This is a genomic window from Variovorax sp. Varisp41 (assembly GCF_047325085.1).
Taxonomy (GTDB): domain Bacteria; phylum Pseudomonadota; class Gammaproteobacteria; order Burkholderiales; family Burkholderiaceae_C; genus Variovorax.
Map to the genome: position 1 here is coordinate 3,401,669 of NZ_CP168540.1, position 16,663 is coordinate 3,418,331.

Sequence of the window (16,663 nt, forward strand, 5' to 3'; positions counted from 1 at the left end):
ATTCGCAACGCGGCCGCACAATGCCGTTCCACTCCGCGAAACGATGGCCTCCTCCGCACGCGCTCCCACCCGCACCGCCAAGCCCGTGCCGCGCGCCGAGGGCGTGACCGCGGTGGCGCGTTCGCTCGCCATCCTCGATGCCTTCGGCACCGCCGACGCGCAGCTCGCGCTGGCCGAGATCGCGCGCCGCACCGCGCTCGCCAAGCCCACCGCGCTGCGGCTCGCGCGCACGCTGGCCACGGCCGGCTACCTCGTGGCGCTCGAGGGCGGTGCCTGGCGCCTGGGCCCGGCGGCCGCGCGGCTGGGCGCGCGCTACCAGCGCGCCTTCGACCTGCGCAACGTGATCGAGCCGGCCCTGCAGCAACTGGCCGAGCGGACCGGCCACAGCGCTTCCTTCTTCGCGCTCGAGGAAGGCCAGCGCGTGCGCCTGCTGCGCGTGCGCGGCGCCGACGGCTTCGTGAGCCCGAGCCGCGTCGGCGAGCCGCTGCCGCTCGAGCGCGGCGCGGCCGGCCAGGTGATCCTCGCGTTCTCGGGCGCACCGGGCGCCGCGCTCGACGCGATCCGCCAGCGTGGCCATCACCTGACCGTGGGCGAAGCCGACGCGGCCGCCGCGAGCGTGGCCGCGCCGGTGTTCGCCGCGCGCGGCACGGTGCTGGGCGCGCTCAGCGTGGCGGTGCCGGCCGATGCGGCCGCGGCCGGCGAGCTCGCGCGCCATGCGGCCACGCTGATGGAGGCGGCACGCAGGTTGTCGGATGCGCTCGCGGCCACGCGCTACGAGCCGCTCGAAGGCCGTGCGCGCAGCCAGTGGCACCCTTAACTAGTCGACCTTCACGCCCGCGGCCTTCACCACCGGCGCCCACTTCACGATCTCGCTGCGGATCGTCGCCTCGAACTCGGACGCGCTCGAACCCACGGGCTCGACGCTGAGCTCGGCCAGGCGCTGGCGCACCTCGGGCAGCTGGATCACCTTGACGAGGTCGCCCGACAGCTTGGCCGCGATCGGTGCGGGGAGGCCGCGCGGCGCGACGAAGCCGAACAGGCTCTCGAGCGAATAGCCGGGGATGGTCTCGCCGACGGTCGGGTAGTCGGGATAGATGCGGCTGCGCTTCGCATTGGTCACGGCCAGCACCTTGAGCTTGCCGGCCTTCACGTGCGGCAGCGCCGAGTCGAGCAGCACGAAGCCCACCTGCACGCGGCCGCTGAGCAGGTCGTTGTACGCGGGCGCGCTGCCGTTGTAGGGGATGTGGACCATGCCGGTCTCGGCGCGCACGTTCATCATCTCGCCCGCCAGGTGGGTGGCGGTGCCGATGCCCAGCGAGGCATAGCTGACCGAGCCCGGCCTGGCGCGCGCCTTCGCGATCAGCCCGGCCACGTCGTTGGCGGGGAACGAGGGAATGGCGACCAGCGCGATCACCGGGAAGCCCAGCAGGCTCAGCGGCGTGAAGTCCTTCGTGGCGTCGTACGGCAGGTCGTTTCGCAGCGAGGGATTGATGGTGAAGGCGCTGATGACGATGCCGAAGGTGTAGCCGTCGGCCGGCGCCCGCGCGATGGCCTGGGTGCCGACGATGGTGCCGGCGCCGGGCTTGTTGTCGACGATCACGCTCTGTCGCCAGAGCTCGCCGAGCTTCTGCCCGAGCAGGCGGCCGATGACGTCGGTGGCACCGCCCGGCGGCAGCGGGATCACCATCCGCACGGGATGCGAGGGGAAGGCGGAAGCGGGCTCCTGCGCCAGCGCGCGCAGCGGCAGCGCGCCGCTCGCGGCGAGGGCGGCGCCGGCGCGCAGCAGGCCGCGGCGGGTGGCGGCTGCCGGTGGCAGGCGCGGGGGTTGTTCGGGTGTCATGGTGTCTCCTTATCGGTATGGGGGGCGGGGTCGGCGGCAAGGCTCGGGCGCCGGGCGCCGTCGAGGTGCAGCCAGGGATGCAGCGCCCGGTCGCGGCGCTGGAAGGCGTCGATCTCGGTGCTGCGCGCGAGCGTGAGCTCGAGGTCGTCGAGGCCGCGCAGCAGCCCCTCGCGGCGCCGCGGCGGCAGGGCGAAGGGCAGCGTCGGCAGGCCCTCGCGCCGCACGGTGCAGGCCTGCAGGTCGACCGTGAGCACGGCATCGGCGCCCTCGGCCACGGCGCGCGCGAGCACCTCCACCTGCGCGCGCGGCAGGCGCACCGGCAGCAGGCCGTTCTGGAAGCAGTTGCCCTGGAAGATGTCGCCGAAGCTCGGCGCGACGATGCAGCGGATGCCCAGCGCCATCAGCGCCCACACCGCGCCTTCGCGCGAACTGCCGCAGCCGAAGTTGTCGCCCGCCAGCAGGATGCCCGCGCCGCGGTAGCGCGGCTGGTTCAGCACGCAGGCCGGGTCCTCGCTGCCGTCGGCGCGAAAGCGCAGCGCGGCCAGCGCATGGGGGCCGAGCTCCTCGCGCGGCACGCCGCCGAACAGCGGCTCGACGCGCACGATCAGGTCGGTGTCGATGTTGTCGCGCACGAGCGGCGCGGCGGTGGCCGTGAGCACGCCGAACGGGCTCATGGCCGGGCCTCCATGGCGCGCGGGTCGACCAGGCAGCCCGCGATGGCGGAGGCGGCCGCGAGCTGCGGGCTCGCGAGATGGGTGCGCGCGCCCGGCCCCTGGCGGCCGACGAAGTTGCGGTTCGAGGTCGACACCACGCGCAGGCCCGGCGGCACGGCCTCGCCGTTGGCCGCCACGCACAGCGAGCAGCCCGACTCGCGCCATTCGAAGCCGGCGTCGAGGAACACCTGCGCCAGCCCTTCGGCCTCGGCCTCGCGCTTGACCAGCTCCGAGCCCGGCACGATCCAGGCGCGCACGCCGCTCGCCACGCGCCGGCCGCGCACGGTCTCGGCCGCGAGCCGCAGGTCGGAGATGCGTGCGTTGGTGCACGAGCCGATGAACACCCAGTCCACCGGCGTGCCCGCGATCGCGTCGCCGGCGCGCAGGCCCATGTAGTCGAGCGCGGCCTGCCGCGCGGCGCGCTGCGCCGGATCGCCGGCGGCCGCCGGGTCGGGAATGCGCGCGTCGATGCCGATGGTGTCCTGCGGGCTCGTGCCCCAGGTGACCTGCGGCACGACCTCCGAGACGTCGATGCTCACCTCGCGGTCGAACACCGCGTCGTCGTCGCTGCGCAGGGTGGCCCAGTGCGCCGCGGCCTGGTCCCACTGCGCGCCGCCGGGCGCGAACGGCCGGCCGCGCACGTAGGCCAGCGTGCGCGCGTCGGGCGCGACGATGCCGAAGCGCCCGCCCATCTCCACCGACAGGTTGCACACCGTCATGCGCGCCTCGATGTCGAGCGCGTCGATGGCCGCGCCCGCGTACTCGACCGCGCAGCCCGAGGCCCCGGTGGCGCCGAGCCGGCCGATGGCATGCAGGATCAGGTCCTTCGCGCCGGTGCCCGCGGGCAGCGTGCCCTCGAAGCGGATGCGCATCTGGCGCGGACGCTGCAGCACGATGGTCTGGGTCGCGGCCACGTGCTGGAACTCGGTGGCGCCGATGCCGAAGGCCAGCGCGCCGAGCGCGCCGTGGGTGCAGGTGTGGCTGTCGCTGCAGACCACCGAGGCGCCCGGCAGCGTGAGTCCGAGCTCGGGCCCGACCACGTGCACGATGCCCTGCCCCGGCTGGCCGACGTCGAACAGGCGGATGCCCTGCAGCCGGGTCTCGTGGCGCAGATCGGCCAGGTAGCGGATGGCGTTCGGCGTGTGGCCCTCGCGGCCCGGCGCGGTCGACACCGTGTGGTCGGGCATCGCGAAGGTCAGCTCGGGATGGCGCACCGGCAGCCCGCGCCGGCGCAGCGCCGCGAGCGCCTTGCTGCCGGGATCGCTGACCAGGTGGCGGTCGACGTGCAGCAGCGAGAAGCCGCCGCCCAGGTCGGACACCACGTGGGCGTCCCATATCTTCTCGAAGAGCGTGCGGCCGGGCATGCGGGGTCGGTCGGCGTGAGCCGTCGTGGAGCGTTGTTGGTCCTATTGTATTGACATCAATACTTTTAGCCAACGCCCCGGTCCGCCCCGTCATCGACCGCTAAGATTTGGACATGGACCTCAACAGGCAGCCCGGCGTGGCACTGCATCACCAGATCTCGACCCTGATCGAGGACATGGTCGCCAGCGGGCGGCTGCGCGACGGCGACCAGCTCCCCACCGAGGAGGAGCTGCGCGAGAAGTACGGCGTCTCTCGCGTCACGGTGCGGCGCGCGTTGCAGTCGCTGGAGGAACGCGGCCTGCTCAAGCGCCAGCGCGGCCGCGGCACCTACGTGTCGGCGCCGTTGCGCTCGGCGCCGCTGCCGATGCCGATGGAGTCCTTCCTCGCGACCATGGCCGAGCGCCGCTCGCGCAGCAAGCCGTCGGTGAAGGAGTTCGGCTTCGTGCCCGCGCCCGCCGATGTGGCCACCGCGCTGCGGCTGGAGGAAGGCACGCCGGTGCTCCAGGTGGTGCGGCTGCGCAGCACCGGGCGGCTGCCGATCCTGCACAGCATCGTCCATCTCGTCGAGGACGTGGGCCGGCGCTTCGCGCGGGCCGATTTCTCGCGGCTGTCGTTGACCGAGCTGCTGCAGGGCCAGGGCATCCGCTACGGCCGCATCGAGATGCTCACGCGCGCCACGCTGGCCGACGCGCCGCTGGCCGCGCTGCTCGGCGTGCCGATGGCCTCGGCGCTGGTCGACGTGCTGCGCATCGGCCACGACGAGGCCGACCGGCCCTTCGAGTTCCAGCGCCTGCGCGGCCCGTCGGACCGCTTCCACTCGCACGTCACGATCCGGGGCTGACCTCGCGCACGCGCTCCAGCGTGTAGTCGATGAAGGTACGGATCGCGCGCGTGTGCTGGCGGTTCGGCATGTAGAGCATGAACATCTGGGTGCCGAAGATCGACAGCCGCCAGTCGTCGAGCGTGGTCAGCACCTCGCCGCGGCGCACGTCCTCGGCCACCACGTAGTCGGGCACCAGCCCGATGCCCAGGCCCGCGAGGATGGCCTGGCGCAGGAACAGGAAGTTCTCCGAGATCAGGGTCGGCTCGAGCACCACCTCGCGCCGGATCTCGCCCTGGTAGGCCGACACCCGCAGCTGCCGCCCGATGACCGCCGCCGTGACCACCGGCGCGCCATGCAGCCCGTCGAGCTGCTCGGGCAGCGGATGCCGCGCCGCGTAGTCGCGCGAGGCGCAGGCCACGTAGCGCACCGGGCCCATCGCGCGCGCCACCAGGTTCTGCGGCGGCTCGGGGATCACGCGGATCGCGATGTCGACCTCGTCGCGCAGCAGGTCCTCGATGCGGTTCTCGAACACCACGTCGAGCACGATGCCCGGGTAGCGGCGCTTGAAGTCGATCAGCCAGTCGGCCATGACCAGCTGCCCGTAGCCGCTGGGCACGCTCAGCCGCACCTGGCCCTGCAGCCCCTCGCCCAGCGTGGTGACCGATTCGCGCGCCGCGCGCAGCTCGCCCTGGATCGCGGTGCCGTGCTGGTACAGGCGCAGGCCGATCTCGGTGGGCTCGGCGCGCCGGGTGGTGCGCCGCACCAGCAGCGCGCCGACCGAGCGCTCGAGCTGGTTCAGGTGGTAGCTGACGTTGGCCCGGGTCATCTTGAGCCGGCGCGCGGCCGCGCTCAGGTTGCCGGCATCGATGATTTCGACCAGCAGGGTCAGCGATTGGAGGTCCATGACCGGATTTTGTCAAAAATCCTTTGACAGTCTGTCAACCGGCTATGCAATTGTCAAAACGGGGATGGGTGCAAAGAATGCGGGGTTCACCCCTCCAGAGCCTCGCGCCGCTCCGGCGCGTCACCGAGACAAGCGACACGCACATGGCCACCCCGACCTCCAGCCCCTCCACGTCCTCCGGTCCCGTCGCCTTCGAGCGCCAGGGCGACGTCTTCGTCGTGACCATCGACAACCCGCCCGTCAACGCCCTGGGCGTGGACGTGCGCCGCGGCCTGGTGGCCGCCATCGACGCGGCCGAGGCCGACGCCGCGGCCAAGGCCGTGCTGATCGTCGGCGCGGGCCGCAACTTCATCGCCGGCGCCGACATCCGCGAGTTCGGCCAGGCGCCGCAGCCGCCCTCGCTGCCCGAGGCCTGCCTGAAGATCGAGAACTGCAGCAAGCCCGTGATCGCCGCCATCCATGGCGCCGCGCTCGGCGGCGGCCTCGAGGTGGCGCTGTCGGCCCACTACCGCCTGGCCTCGCCCACCGCCAAGCTGGGCCTGCCCGAAGTCGCGCTGGGCCTGTTGCCCGGCTCGGGCGGCACGCAGCGCACGCCGCGCCTGATCGGCGTGAAGCCCGCCATCGAACTGATGCTCAGCGGCCGCCACGCGCTCGCGAAGGAAGCGCTGTCACTGGGCCTGGTCGACCGCCTCGGCAGCGACGCCGACGCGCGCGCCGAAGGCCTGGCGTATGCCAGGGAACTGATCGCCGCCAACGCCCCGGTGCGCCGCACGCGCGAGTCCGGCGCGCTGGCCGACCAGGAAGCCAGCCTTGCCGCCCTCGAGGCCGCGCGCGCCGACACCGCCAAGAAGAGCCGCGGCCTGTTCTCGCCGATGAAGATCGTCGAGGCGGTCGAGGGCGCGCTCACGCTGCCCTTCGACGAAGGCATGGCGCTCGAGCGCAAGCTGTTCCTGCAGTGCATCGACAGCCCGCAGCGCGCCGGCCTGATCCACGCCTTCTTCGCCGAGCGCGAAGTGCTCAAGGCACCCGAGACCCGCTCCGCCAGCCCGCGGCCGCTGGAATCGGCCGGCATCGTCGGCGGCGGCACCATGGGCGCGGGCATCGCGGTGGCGATGCTCGACGCCGGCCTGCCCGTGACCATGATCGAGCGCGACGACACCCAGCTCGCGCGCGGCCGCGCCAACGTCGAGAAGGTCTACGACGGCCTGATCGCCAAGGGCCGCATCACGCCCGAGGCCAAGGCCGCCGTGATGGCGCGCTTCTCGGGCTCGACCTCGTACGACGCGCTCGCCGGCGTCGACATCGTGGTCGAGGCCGTGTTCGAGGACATGGGCGTGAAGAAGGCCGTGTTCGCCGAGCTCGACCGCGTCTGCAAGCAGGGCGCGGTGCTGGCCACCAACACCTCCTACCTCGACATCGACGAGATCGCCGCCAGCATCTCGCGGCCGCAGGACGTGGTGGGCCTGCACTTCTTCTCGCCGGCCAACATCATGAAGCTGCTCGAGATCGTGGTGCCCGCCAAGGTGCGCGCCGACGTGGTCGCCACCGGCTTCGAGCTCGCGAAAAAGCTCAAGAAGGTGCCGGTGCGCGCGGGCGTGTGCGACGGCTTCATCGGCAACCGCATCCTGGCCGTGTACCGCCAGGCGGCCGACCACATGATGGAGGACGGCGCCTCGCCCTACGAGATCGACGCCGCCGTGCGCAACTTCGGCTACCCGATGGGCCCGTTCCAGGTCTCGGACCTCGCGGGCGGCGACATCGGCTGGGCCACGCGCAAGCGCAAGGCCGCCACGCGCGACCCGAAGGCGCGCTACGTGCAGGTGGCCGACCGCATCTGCGAGCGCGGCTGGTTCGGCCAGAAGACGCAGCGCGGCTACTACCTCTATCCCGAAGGCGCGCGCACCGGCCAGCCCGACCCCGAGGTGCTCGCGATCATCGATGCCGAGCGCGAACGCGCGGGCGTCAAGCCGCGCGCCTTCACCGAGGAGGAAATCATGCGCCGCTACATGGCCGCGATGATCAACGAGGGCGCCAACGTCGTGCTGCAGCGCATCGCGCTGCGCCCGCTCGACGTCGACGTGACCTTCCTCTACGGCTACGGCTTCCCGCGCCACCGCGGCGGCCCGATGAAGTACGCCGACATGGTGGGCCTGCCCAAGGTGCTGGCCGACATCCAGGAGTTCGCGAAGGAAGACCCGATCTTCTGGAAGCCGTCGCCGCTGCTGGTGCAGCTGGTCGAGCGCGGCGCCGACTTCGCGAGCCTCAACCAATCCGAGTAATCACACAGAGCCAGCCGTCCAGGAGACATCCCCATGCGTGAAGCCGTCATCGTTTCCACCGCCCGCACCCCGCTCACCAAGGCGCACCGCGGCGAATTCAACATCACCCCCGGCCCCACGCTGGCGGCCTTCGCGGTCAAGGCCGCGGTCGAGCGCTCGGGCCTCGACCCGGCCTTGATCGAGGACGCCATCCTCGGCTGCGGCTATCCCGAGGGCACCACCGGTCGCAACATCGCGCGCCAGGCCATCGTGCGCGCGGGCCTGCCGATCTCGATCGCCGGCACCACCGTCAACCGCTTCTGCGCCTCGGGCCTGCAGGCGATCGCGATGGCCGCGGGCCGCATCGTGGTGGACGGCGCGCCGGCCATGATCGCGGGCGGCGTGGAAAGCATCTCGCAGATCCGCAGCCGCAGCGCCACCGACAGCGGCGACAACGGCATGGACCCGTGGATCGTCGAGCACAAGCCCGCGCTCTACATGGCGATGATCGAGACCGCCGACATCGTGGCCCAGCGCTACAACATCAGCCGCGAGGCGCAGGACCGCTTCTCGGCCGAGAGCCAGCGCCGCACCGAGGAAGCACAGCTCGCCGGCCGCTACAAGGACGAGATCGTCGCCTGCACCACCACCATGGCGGTGACCGACAAGGAGACCAAGGTGGTCACGCACCGCGAGGTCACGGCCACAGAGGACAACTGCAACCGCCGCGGCACCACCTACGAGGCGCTGGCCAAGCTCAAGCCCGTGATGGGCGACGACAAGTTCATCACCGCGGGCAATGCCTCGCAGCTCTCCGACGGCGCCTCGGCCTGCGTGCTGATGGAAGCCAAGGACGCCGAACGCGCCAACATCAAGCCCCTGGGCGCCTTCCGCGGCCTCGCGGTCGCGGGCTGCGAGCCCGACGAGATGGGCATCGGCCCGGTGTTCGCCGTGCCCAAGCTGCTCGCGCGCCACGGCCTCAAGGTCGATGACATCGACCTGTGGGAACTCAACGAAGCCTTCGCCTCGCAGTCGATCTACTGCCAGGACCGGCTGGGCATTCCCTCGGAACGCCTCAACGTCGACGGCGGCGCGATCTCGATCGGCCACCCCTTCGGCATGACCGGCGCGCGCCTCGCGGGCCATGTGCTCATCGAAGGCAAGCGCCGCGGCGCCAAGTACGCCGTGGTCACGATGTGCATCGCCGGCGGCATGGGCGCCGCGGGCCTGTTCGAAATCTATTGAGGAGCGCGCGATGGACCTGAACTTCACTCCTGAAGAAGAAGCCTTCCGCGGCGAGGTGCGCGCCTTCCTGGCCGACAAGCTGCCCGCGCGGCTGTCGGACAAGGTGCGCGGCGGCAAGATCCTCGAGAAGGCCGACATGCAGGAATGGCACGCCATCCTCAACGAGCGCGGCTGGCTCGCCAACCACTGGCCCGAGCAGTACGGCGGACCGGGCTGGACGGCGGTGGAGAAGTTCATCTTCGAGAACGAATGCGCGCTGGCCTTCGCGCCGCGCATCGTGCCCTTCGGCGTGAACATGCTCGGCCCGGTGCTCATCAAGTACGGCAACGAGGCGCAGAAGAGCTACTGGCTGCCGCGCATCCTGAACGGGGCCGACTGGTGGTGCCAGGGCTACTCGGAACCCGGCGCGGGCTCCGACCTGGCCGCGGTGAAGACCACCGCCGTGCGCGGCATCGACGCGCAGGGCGACCACTTCATCGTGAACGGCCAGAAGACCTGGACCACGCTGGGCCAGCACGCCAACATGATCTTCTGCCTGGTGCGCACCAACCGCGAGGCGAAGAAGCAGGAGGGCATCAGCTTCCTGCTGATCGACATGGAGTCGCCCGGCGTCGAAGTGCGCCCGATCATCACGCTCGACGGCGAGCATGAAGTGAACGAGGTGTTCTTCTCCGACGTGCGCGTGCCCGCCGAAAACCTCGTGGGCGAGGAGAACAAGGGCTGGACCTGCGCCAAGTACCTGCTGACCTACGAGCGCACCAACATCGCAGGCGTGGGCTTCTCGGTGGCCGCGCTCGAACAGTTGAAGGGCATCGCGGCCACGCAGACCAAGAACGGCAAGCCGCTGGCCGACGACCCGGCCTTCGCCGCACGCATGGCGCGCGTCGAGATCGACCTGGAGAACATGAAGACCACCAACCTGCGCGTGATCGCGGCGGTGGCCGGCGGCGGCGTGCCGGGCGCCGAAAGCTCGATGCTGAAGATTCGCGGCACCGAGATCCGCCAGGAAATCTCGTCGCTGGCCCGCCGCGCGATGGGCGTGTACGGCCGCCCCTTCATCGCCGAGGCGCTGAAGGACGGCTTCACCGGCGAGACCTTCGGCCCGGCCTACGCCTCGGCCGCCGCCTCGCGCTACTTCAACAACCGCAAGCTGTCGATCTTCGGCGGCTCGAACGAGATCCAGAAGAACATCATCAGCAAGATGATCCTGGGCCTGTAAAGGAGAGATGCAATGAACTTCGAACACAGCGAAGACCGGCGCATGCTCGCCGACAGCCTGAACCGCTTCATCAGCGAGCAGTACGCCTTCGATGCGCGCGACCGCATCGCGAAGTCGGAACACGGTTTCAGCAAGGAGATCTTCCAGCAGTTCGCCGAACTCGGCGTGATCGGCGCGCTGTTCGGCGAGGCCGATGGCGGCTTCGGCGGCGGCGGCTTCGACATCGCCGTGGTCTTCGAGGCCCTGGGCCGCGGCCTGGTGGTCGAGCCGCTGCTGGGCGCGGTGATGGTCGGCGAGGCGCTCGGCGCGGCCGGCACGGATGCGCAGAAAGAGAAGCTCGTCGACATCATCAACGGCGTGACCGTCGCGGCCTTCGCGCACGACGAGGCCGACACGCATTACGAACGCACGCGCGTGCGGACGAAGGCCGAGCGCAGTGGCGACGGCTGGGTGCTCAACGGCGCCAAGGCCGTGGTGCCGCAGGGCGAGCAGGCCGACCTGTTCCTGGTCTCGGCCCGCACCTCGGGCAACGTGGACGACGAAGCCGGCATCTCGCTGTTCCTCGTGCCCGCGAAGACCGCAGGCCTCACGGTGCGCGGCTGTCCGTCGATCGACGGCGGCCGTGTCGCCGAACTCTCGTTCGACGGCCTGAAGCTGTCCGCCGATGCGCTGCTGGGCGCCGAGGGCCAGGGCGCCGCGACGCTCGAGCGCGCCATCGGCCGCGGCGTGCTCGCGCTGTGCGCCGAGGCCGTGGGCGCGATGGAAGCGGCCAAGACCGCCACGCTCGACTACCTGCGCACGCGCAAGCAGTTCGGCACGCTGATCGGCAGCTTCCAGGCGCTGCAGCACCGCATGGCCGACCTGCTGCTCGAGATCGAGCAGGCGCGCTCGGCGGTCATCAATGCCGCGGCCGCCATCGACGGCAGCGACCGCCTCGCGCGCGAGCGCGCGCTGTCGGCGGCCAAGTTCAGCATCGGCCGCATCGGCGCGCTGGTGGCCGAGGAAAGCATCCAGATGCACGGCGGCATCGGCATGACCTGGGAGCTGCCTCTGCCCCACTATGCCAAGCGCCTCGTGATGATCGACCACCAACTGGGCGACGAGGACCACCATCTGCAGCGCTACATCGCGCTCGGCAAGGAGCTTGCGGCATGAGCGACAACAAGACCGTTTTGATCTCGCAAGAGGGTGCCGTCCGCATCCTGACCAACAGCAACCCGGCCGCGCGCAACGCGATCACGCCCACGCTGTATGCCGAACTCGCGGCCGCGCTGGCCGATGCGCAGGACGACCCCGAGGTCGGTGCCATCGTCTTCACCGGCGCCGGCGATTTCTTCTGCTCGGGCGGCGACCTCAACCTGCTGGCCAAGCGCCGCGAGCTGCCCGCATCGGAACGCCGGGAAAAACTCGAAGGCCTGAACAACCTGATCCGCGCGCTGCGCGACTGCGGCAAGCCCGTGATCGCGGCCGTCGAGGGCGGCGCCGCGGGCGCGGGCCTGTCGATGGCGCTGGCCTGCGACATGCTCGTGTCGGCGCGCGATGCCTTCTACACCGTGGCCTACGTCAAGGTCGGCCTCACGCCCGATGGCGGCGCCACCGCCTTCCTGTCCGAGTTCGTCTCGCGCCAGCTGCTGACCGAGCTGTGCCTGACCGGCGACCGCCTGCCGGCCGAGCGCCTGCATGCGCTGGGCGCGGTCAACCGCCTGACCGACAAGGGCGCGGCACTGGCCGAGGCGATCGCGCTCGCGGCCAAGGTCGCGAACGGCCCGCAGCGCGCGAGCGCGCGCATCAAGTCGCTGTGCCGCCAGGCGCACCGCGCCACGCTCGAGGAACAACTCGAGGCCGAGGCCGTCTACATGGTGGAGTCGCAGGCCGATGCCGAAGCCGCCGAAGGCATTGGTGCCTTCCTCGGCAAGCGCAAGGCCGACTTCGCCGCGCTGCGGCGGCAGGACAAGTCCTGACGCTGGCCGCCACCGCTTCTTCCCCGGCCTCGCGCGGACCCGCGCCGAGGTCTCACGTCTTTCCGGAGCCACCATGCCCTCGCTGAATTCCTCGCTGCCGCTCGCCGGCGTGCGCGTCCTCGACCTCTCCCGCATCCTCGCCGGCCCCTGGTGCGGCATGGTGCTGGCCGACATGGGCGCCGAGGTCATCAAGGTCGAGCATCCGGGCCGCGGCGACGACACGCGCGACTGGGGCCTGCGCGTGGGCAAGACCGAGACCGCCTACTTCAACAGCGTGAACCGCAACAAGCGCTCGGTCACGCTCGACCTGCAGACGCCCGAGGGCCAGCAGCTCGCGCGCGATCTCGCGAAGCAGTGCGACGTGCTGATCCAGAACTTCAAGTTCGGCGGCATCGACAAGCTGGGCCTGGGCTACGAGCAGCTGAGCAAGGAGAACCCGCGCCTCGTCTACTGCTCGATCTCGGGCTACGACCGCACCGGCCCCGAGGCCGCGCGCCCCGGCTACGACCTCGTGGTGCAGGGCGAGGCCGGCCTGATGGCGCTCAATGGCGAGGCCAGCCAGCCGCCGCTGAAGTTCGGCGTGGCGGCCGTCGACCTGTTCACCGGCATGTACTCGGCGCAGGCCATCCTCGCCGCGCTCTACCAGCGCGAGAAGACCGGCAAGGGCCGGCACGTGGAGATGGCGCTGTTCGACTGCGGCCTGATGATCACCGCCTACTACGGCCTCGAGGCGCTGCTGCTGGGCGAGGACCCGCCGCGCTACGGCAACTCGCATCCCTCGATCGTGCCCTACGGCGTGTTCGACGCGGCCGACGGCCCGCTGGTCATCACCGTGGGCAACAACGCGCAGTTCGCGCGCTTCTGCACCGAGGTGATCGAGCGGCCCGACCTCGCGGCCGACGAGCGCTTCAAGACCAACATCCTGCGTTCGGCCAACCGCGCGGTGCTGCTGCCGCAACTGCATGCCGAACTCGCGAAGCGCCCGCGCGCCGCGCTGCTCGAAAAGCTGAGTGCCGCCGGCATTCCCTGCGGCGAGGTGCTGGGCCTGCTCGAAGCGCTGCAATCGAAGCGCGCCACCGACGCCGGCCTGGTCACGCGCCAGCCGCATCCGGTCGCGGGCACGGTCGACGTGCTCGCGCCTCCTTACCGTTTCGATGGCGAGCGCCTGCCGGTGCGCAGCGCGCCGCCCACCCTGGGCGAAGGCACGCACGACGTGCTCCAGTCCTTGCTCGGCCTGTCGGATGAAAAGCTGGCAGCGCTGAAAAGCAGCGGCGTCGTCTGACGGCGCCATCTCGTGTTCCCCTGAAGCAGAAGTCCATGGCCTCCCTCTCTCTCCGTACCCTCCGCAGTCCCCTTCGCCGTGCACTCCTCGCGCTCGCCCTTCCCCTCGCCGCCGGTGCCGCCTTCGCGCAGGCCTGGCCGGCCAAGCCGATCACGCTGATCGTGCCCTTCCCGCCCGGCGGTCCCACCGACGTGGCCTCGCGCATCGTGGCGCAGAAGATGTCGGCCGCGCTCGGCCAGAACATCGTGATCGACAACCGCAGTGGCGCCTCGGGCACCGTGGGCGCGGCCGCCGCCGCGCGCGCGCCGGCCGACGGCTACACCTTCGTGATGCTGGCCACGCCCACGCTGCTGGCCTCGCACCTCTACGGCCCGACCGGCTACGACATCTTCAAGAACTTCACGCCCGTGGGCAGCGTCTACGACCTGCCGATCGTGCTGGTGGTCAATCCCAAGGCGCTGCCCGAGGTGACCGGCCTGCAGGGCCTGATCGCCAAGGCCAAGGCCGAGAACGGCAAGCTCAACTACACGACCGCGGGCGCCGGCAGCTTCGGCCACCTGACGACCGAGCAGCTCAAGAACATCGGAAAGTTCGAGATGCAGCACGTGCCCTACCGCGGCAGCGCGCCGGCCGTGACCGACCTGATCGGCGGCCAGGTGCCCGCGATGTTCTCGGACCTGGTGGCCGTGATCCCGCACATCCGCGCGGGCAAGCTGCGCGCCATCGCGGTCGGCTCGGGCCAGCGCGTGAGCCTCCTGCCCGACGTGAAGACGGTGGCCGAACAGGGCTTCCCGGGCTTCGACGCCACCTCGTGGGGCGGCCTGCTGGCACCGGCCGGCACGCCCAAGGACGTGGTCGAGCGCATGAGCGCCGAACTCAAGAAGGCGCTGGCCGACAAGGAAGTGCAGGACAAACTGCAGGGCGTGGGCTCGTTCGCGGCCTACCGTACCGCCGACCAGACCGCCGAGCGCATGCGCCAGGACTTCGAGCGCTGGGGCAAGGTCATCCGCGACAACCACATCACGAACCAGTAAAACAGCCGGGCCGACACGGCGACGATTTCAAGGGAACAAGGAGACAGGCCATGACCGACAGGAACGACCGGCACGACAACGACTACGCGACGCCCGTGGGCGCGCCGTTCCGGCCCGCGCGCCCCGTGCGCAGCCTCGCCGACATCCAGGCGCTCGAGCAGACGCCGCTCGCGCAGGCGCTCACGGTGCGCAGCACCTACGAGATCTTCCGCAACGCGGGCCATGCCTTCGGCGACAAGACCGCGCTGACCTTCCTGCGCACCGGCAACCCGGACGATGCGCCGATCCGCTGGTCGTATGCCGAGCTGCTCGCGCGCATCCACCAGACCGCGAACCTGCTGCATGGCCTGGGCGTGGGCCCGAACGACGCGGTGGCGGTGCTGCTGCCCGGCTGCCTCGAATACCACCTCGCGCTCTGGGGCGGCGAGGCGGCCGGCATCGTGCAGCCGCTCAATCCGCTGTTGACCGACGAGAAGCTGGTCGCGCTGATGACCGCGGCCCGCGCCAAGGTGCTGATCGCCTATGGCTCGGACGCCGAGTCGGGCATGTGGTCGAAGGCGCTGCGGCTGCGCGGCCAGGTGCCGGGCCTGACCACCCTGCTGCGCGTGGCGCCGCACGACGAGGCACCGGGCGCGGCGGGTGCGCTGCCCGAGGGCGTGGCCGACTTCGAGGCGCTGCGCACCGCGCAACCCGATGACCGCCTCGTGAGCGGCCGCGACATCGCCTCGAGCGACATCGCCGCCTACTTCCACACCGGCGGCACCACCGGCGCGCCCAAGCTCGCGCGCCACAGCCACGGCGCGCAGGTGTTCACCGCCTGGGCCAGCGTGCAGGTCGCGGGCATGAACGAGCACGGCATCTCGATCAACGGCTATCCGCTGTTCCACGTCGCGGGCGTGCTGCCGGCCTCGCTGGCTTCGCTGTCGGCCGGCGTGGAGGTGGTGATTCCCACGCCCTCGCTGCTGCGCAACAAGCAGGTGCTGGCCAACTACTGGAAGCTGGTCGCCAAGTACCGCCCGACCTCGCTGTCGGCCGTGCCCACGGTGCTCGCGGCGCTGGCCAACGTGCCGCTCGACGGCGCCGACATCTCCTCGATCACCTACTGCCGCACCGGCGCAGCCGTGCTCTCGCCCGAACTCGCGGCGCGCTTCGAGCGCCTGTTCGGCCTGCACGTGCACGAAAGCCTGGGCATGACCGAGATGGCCGGCATCTCGACCATCACGCCGCCCGGCGTCGACGGTCCCGCGGGCTGCGTCGGCTTTCGGCTGCCCTACATGCAGATGCGCGTGGTGGCGCTCGACGAGCACGGCAACGCGAGCGATCGCGAGGTGGCGCGCGGCGAGACCGGCATGGTGCTGTTCAAGTCGCCCAACGTGTTCTCGGGCTTCGTCGATCCGGCCGACAACGCCAAGGCCTTCACAGCCGACGGCTGGCTCGCGACCGGCGACCTCGGCTGGATCGACAGCGAGGAGCGGCTCAACCTCACGGGCCGCTCGAAGGACCTGATCATACGCAGCGGCCACAACATCGATCCCAAGGTGATCGAGGACGCACTGAGCGCCCACCCGGCGGTGCAGGTCTGCGCCGCGGTCGGCGCGCCCGATGCCTACGCGGGCGAACTGCCCGTGGTGTTCGCGACGCTGGTGCCCGGCGGCGTGGCCACCGAGGAGGAACTGCTGGCCTTCACCGCCGCGCGCGTCGACGAGGCACCGGCCAAGCCCAAGTGGGTGGCGCTGGTCGATGCGCTGCCGATGACCAACGTCGGCAAGATCTACAAGCCCGAGCTGCGCGCCATGGCCGCGAGCCGCGTGGTGGCCGCCACCGTGGCCGAGCTGTGCACCGAACTCGGCCTGCCCGAAGCAGCGCGCCCGAGCGTGACGCACGAGGGCGAGAGCCTGGTGCGCGTGACGATCGACTCCGCCGCCGGCGCGCAGGCCGCGGCGCTCGCCGAGCGGCTGCAGCAGGCGCTCGAGCCGCTGCCTTTCAAGACCCGCGTGGCGACGGCCTGAAGCCGCCGCA

At 71.1% G+C, this 16,663-nt stretch carries 14 protein-coding genes; 10 read left to right on the plus strand and 4 right to left on the minus strand.

What is annotated here, in order from left to right:
• Positions 1-43: 43 nt before the first annotated feature.
• Positions 44-817, plus strand: a complete 774-nt coding sequence (locus ACEN9J_RS15795; protein ID WP_057595462.1) for an IclR family transcriptional regulator — start codon at positions 44-46, stop codon at positions 815-817.
• Here the strand turns inward: ACEN9J_RS15795 and ACEN9J_RS15800 are convergent, their stop codons facing one another.
• The 3 genes from ACEN9J_RS15800 to leuC are packed head-to-tail and all read right to left on the minus strand — an operon-like array spanning position 818 to position 3,917.
• Complete coding sequence (locus tag ACEN9J_RS15800; RefSeq protein ID WP_413761476.1) at positions 818-1,840, minus strand: tripartite tricarboxylate transporter substrate binding protein; 1,023 nt, start codon at positions 1,838-1,840, stop codon at positions 818-820.
• A complete protein-coding gene (gene leuD, locus ACEN9J_RS15805; RefSeq protein ID WP_057595466.1) occupies positions 1,837-2,514 on the minus strand; it encodes a 3-isopropylmalate dehydratase small subunit in 678 nt (225 codons plus the stop codon). Before leuD ends, ACEN9J_RS15800 begins: the two co-directional genes overlap by 4 nt.
• Positions 2,511-3,917 (minus strand): 3-isopropylmalate dehydratase large subunit, encoded by a 1,407-nt coding sequence (gene leuC / locus ACEN9J_RS15810; RefSeq protein ID WP_413761477.1) that lies wholly within the window; start codon positions 3,915-3,917, stop codon positions 2,511-2,513. Before leuC ends, leuD begins: the two co-directional genes overlap by 4 nt.
• A gap of 113 nt (positions 3,918-4,030) precedes the next feature.
• On the opposite strand from leuC, the gene ACEN9J_RS15815 reads away from it, so the two are divergent.
• Positions 4,031-4,759, plus strand: a complete 729-nt coding sequence (locus ACEN9J_RS15815) for a GntR family transcriptional regulator (RefSeq protein ID WP_057595470.1) — start codon at positions 4,031-4,033, stop codon at positions 4,757-4,759.
• Here ACEN9J_RS15815 and ACEN9J_RS15820 read toward each other — a convergent pair.
• On the minus strand, positions 4,743-5,645 hold the full coding sequence (locus ACEN9J_RS15820; RefSeq protein ID WP_413761478.1) for a LysR family transcriptional regulator: 903 nt from the start codon (positions 5,643-5,645) through the stop codon (positions 4,743-4,745). The two genes, ACEN9J_RS15815 and ACEN9J_RS15820, sit on opposite strands and share 17 nt — an antisense overlap.
• A 143-nt stretch (positions 5,646-5,788) precedes the next feature.
• On the opposite strand from ACEN9J_RS15820, the gene ACEN9J_RS15825 reads away from it, so the two are divergent.
• The 8 genes from ACEN9J_RS15825 (at position 5,789) to ACEN9J_RS15860 (ending at position 16,653) form a co-directional block, all read left to right on the plus strand.
• On the plus strand, positions 5,789-7,924 hold the full coding sequence (locus tag ACEN9J_RS15825; RefSeq protein ID WP_413761479.1) for a 3-hydroxyacyl-CoA dehydrogenase NAD-binding domain-containing protein: 2,136 nt from the start codon (positions 5,789-5,791) through the stop codon (positions 7,922-7,924).
• 33 nt (positions 7,925-7,957) lie between these two features.
• A complete protein-coding gene (locus ACEN9J_RS15830; protein ID WP_413761480.1) occupies positions 7,958-9,148 on the plus strand; it encodes an acetyl-CoA C-acyltransferase in 1,191 nt (396 codons plus the stop codon).
• Between the two features lie 10 nt (positions 9,149-9,158).
• The gene (locus tag ACEN9J_RS15835) at positions 9,159-10,367 is read left to right on the plus strand and encodes an acyl-CoA dehydrogenase family protein (RefSeq protein ID WP_413761481.1); all 1,209 of its coding nucleotides are present in this window, start codon (positions 9,159-9,161) and stop codon (positions 10,365-10,367) included.
• A gap of 12 nt (positions 10,368-10,379) precedes the next feature.
• Entirely contained in the window at positions 10,380-11,522 is a 1,143-nt protein-coding gene (locus ACEN9J_RS15840; protein ID WP_413761482.1) for an acyl-CoA dehydrogenase family protein, read from the plus strand.
• Positions 11,519-12,328: an oxepin-CoA hydrolase, alternative type gene (locus ACEN9J_RS15845; RefSeq protein WP_296737905.1), complete on the plus strand. Its 810-nt coding sequence runs from the start codon at positions 11,519-11,521 to the stop codon at positions 12,326-12,328. Before ACEN9J_RS15840 ends, ACEN9J_RS15845 begins: the two co-directional genes overlap by 4 nt.
• Positions 12,329-12,401: 73 nt before the next feature.
• Positions 12,402-13,610, plus strand: a complete 1,209-nt coding sequence (locus ACEN9J_RS15850) for a CaiB/BaiF CoA transferase family protein (protein ID WP_296737903.1) — start codon at positions 12,402-12,404, stop codon at positions 13,608-13,610.
• 35 nt (positions 13,611-13,645) lie between these two features.
• Complete coding sequence (locus tag ACEN9J_RS15855) at positions 13,646-14,644, plus strand: Bug family tripartite tricarboxylate transporter substrate binding protein (protein WP_057595483.1); 999 nt, start codon at positions 13,646-13,648, stop codon at positions 14,642-14,644.
• Positions 14,645-14,694: 50 nt separating this feature from the next.
• Entirely contained in the window at positions 14,695-16,653 is a 1,959-nt protein-coding gene (locus ACEN9J_RS15860) for an acyl-CoA synthetase (RefSeq protein WP_413761483.1), read from the plus strand.
• Positions 16,654-16,663 lie beyond the last annotated feature (10 nt).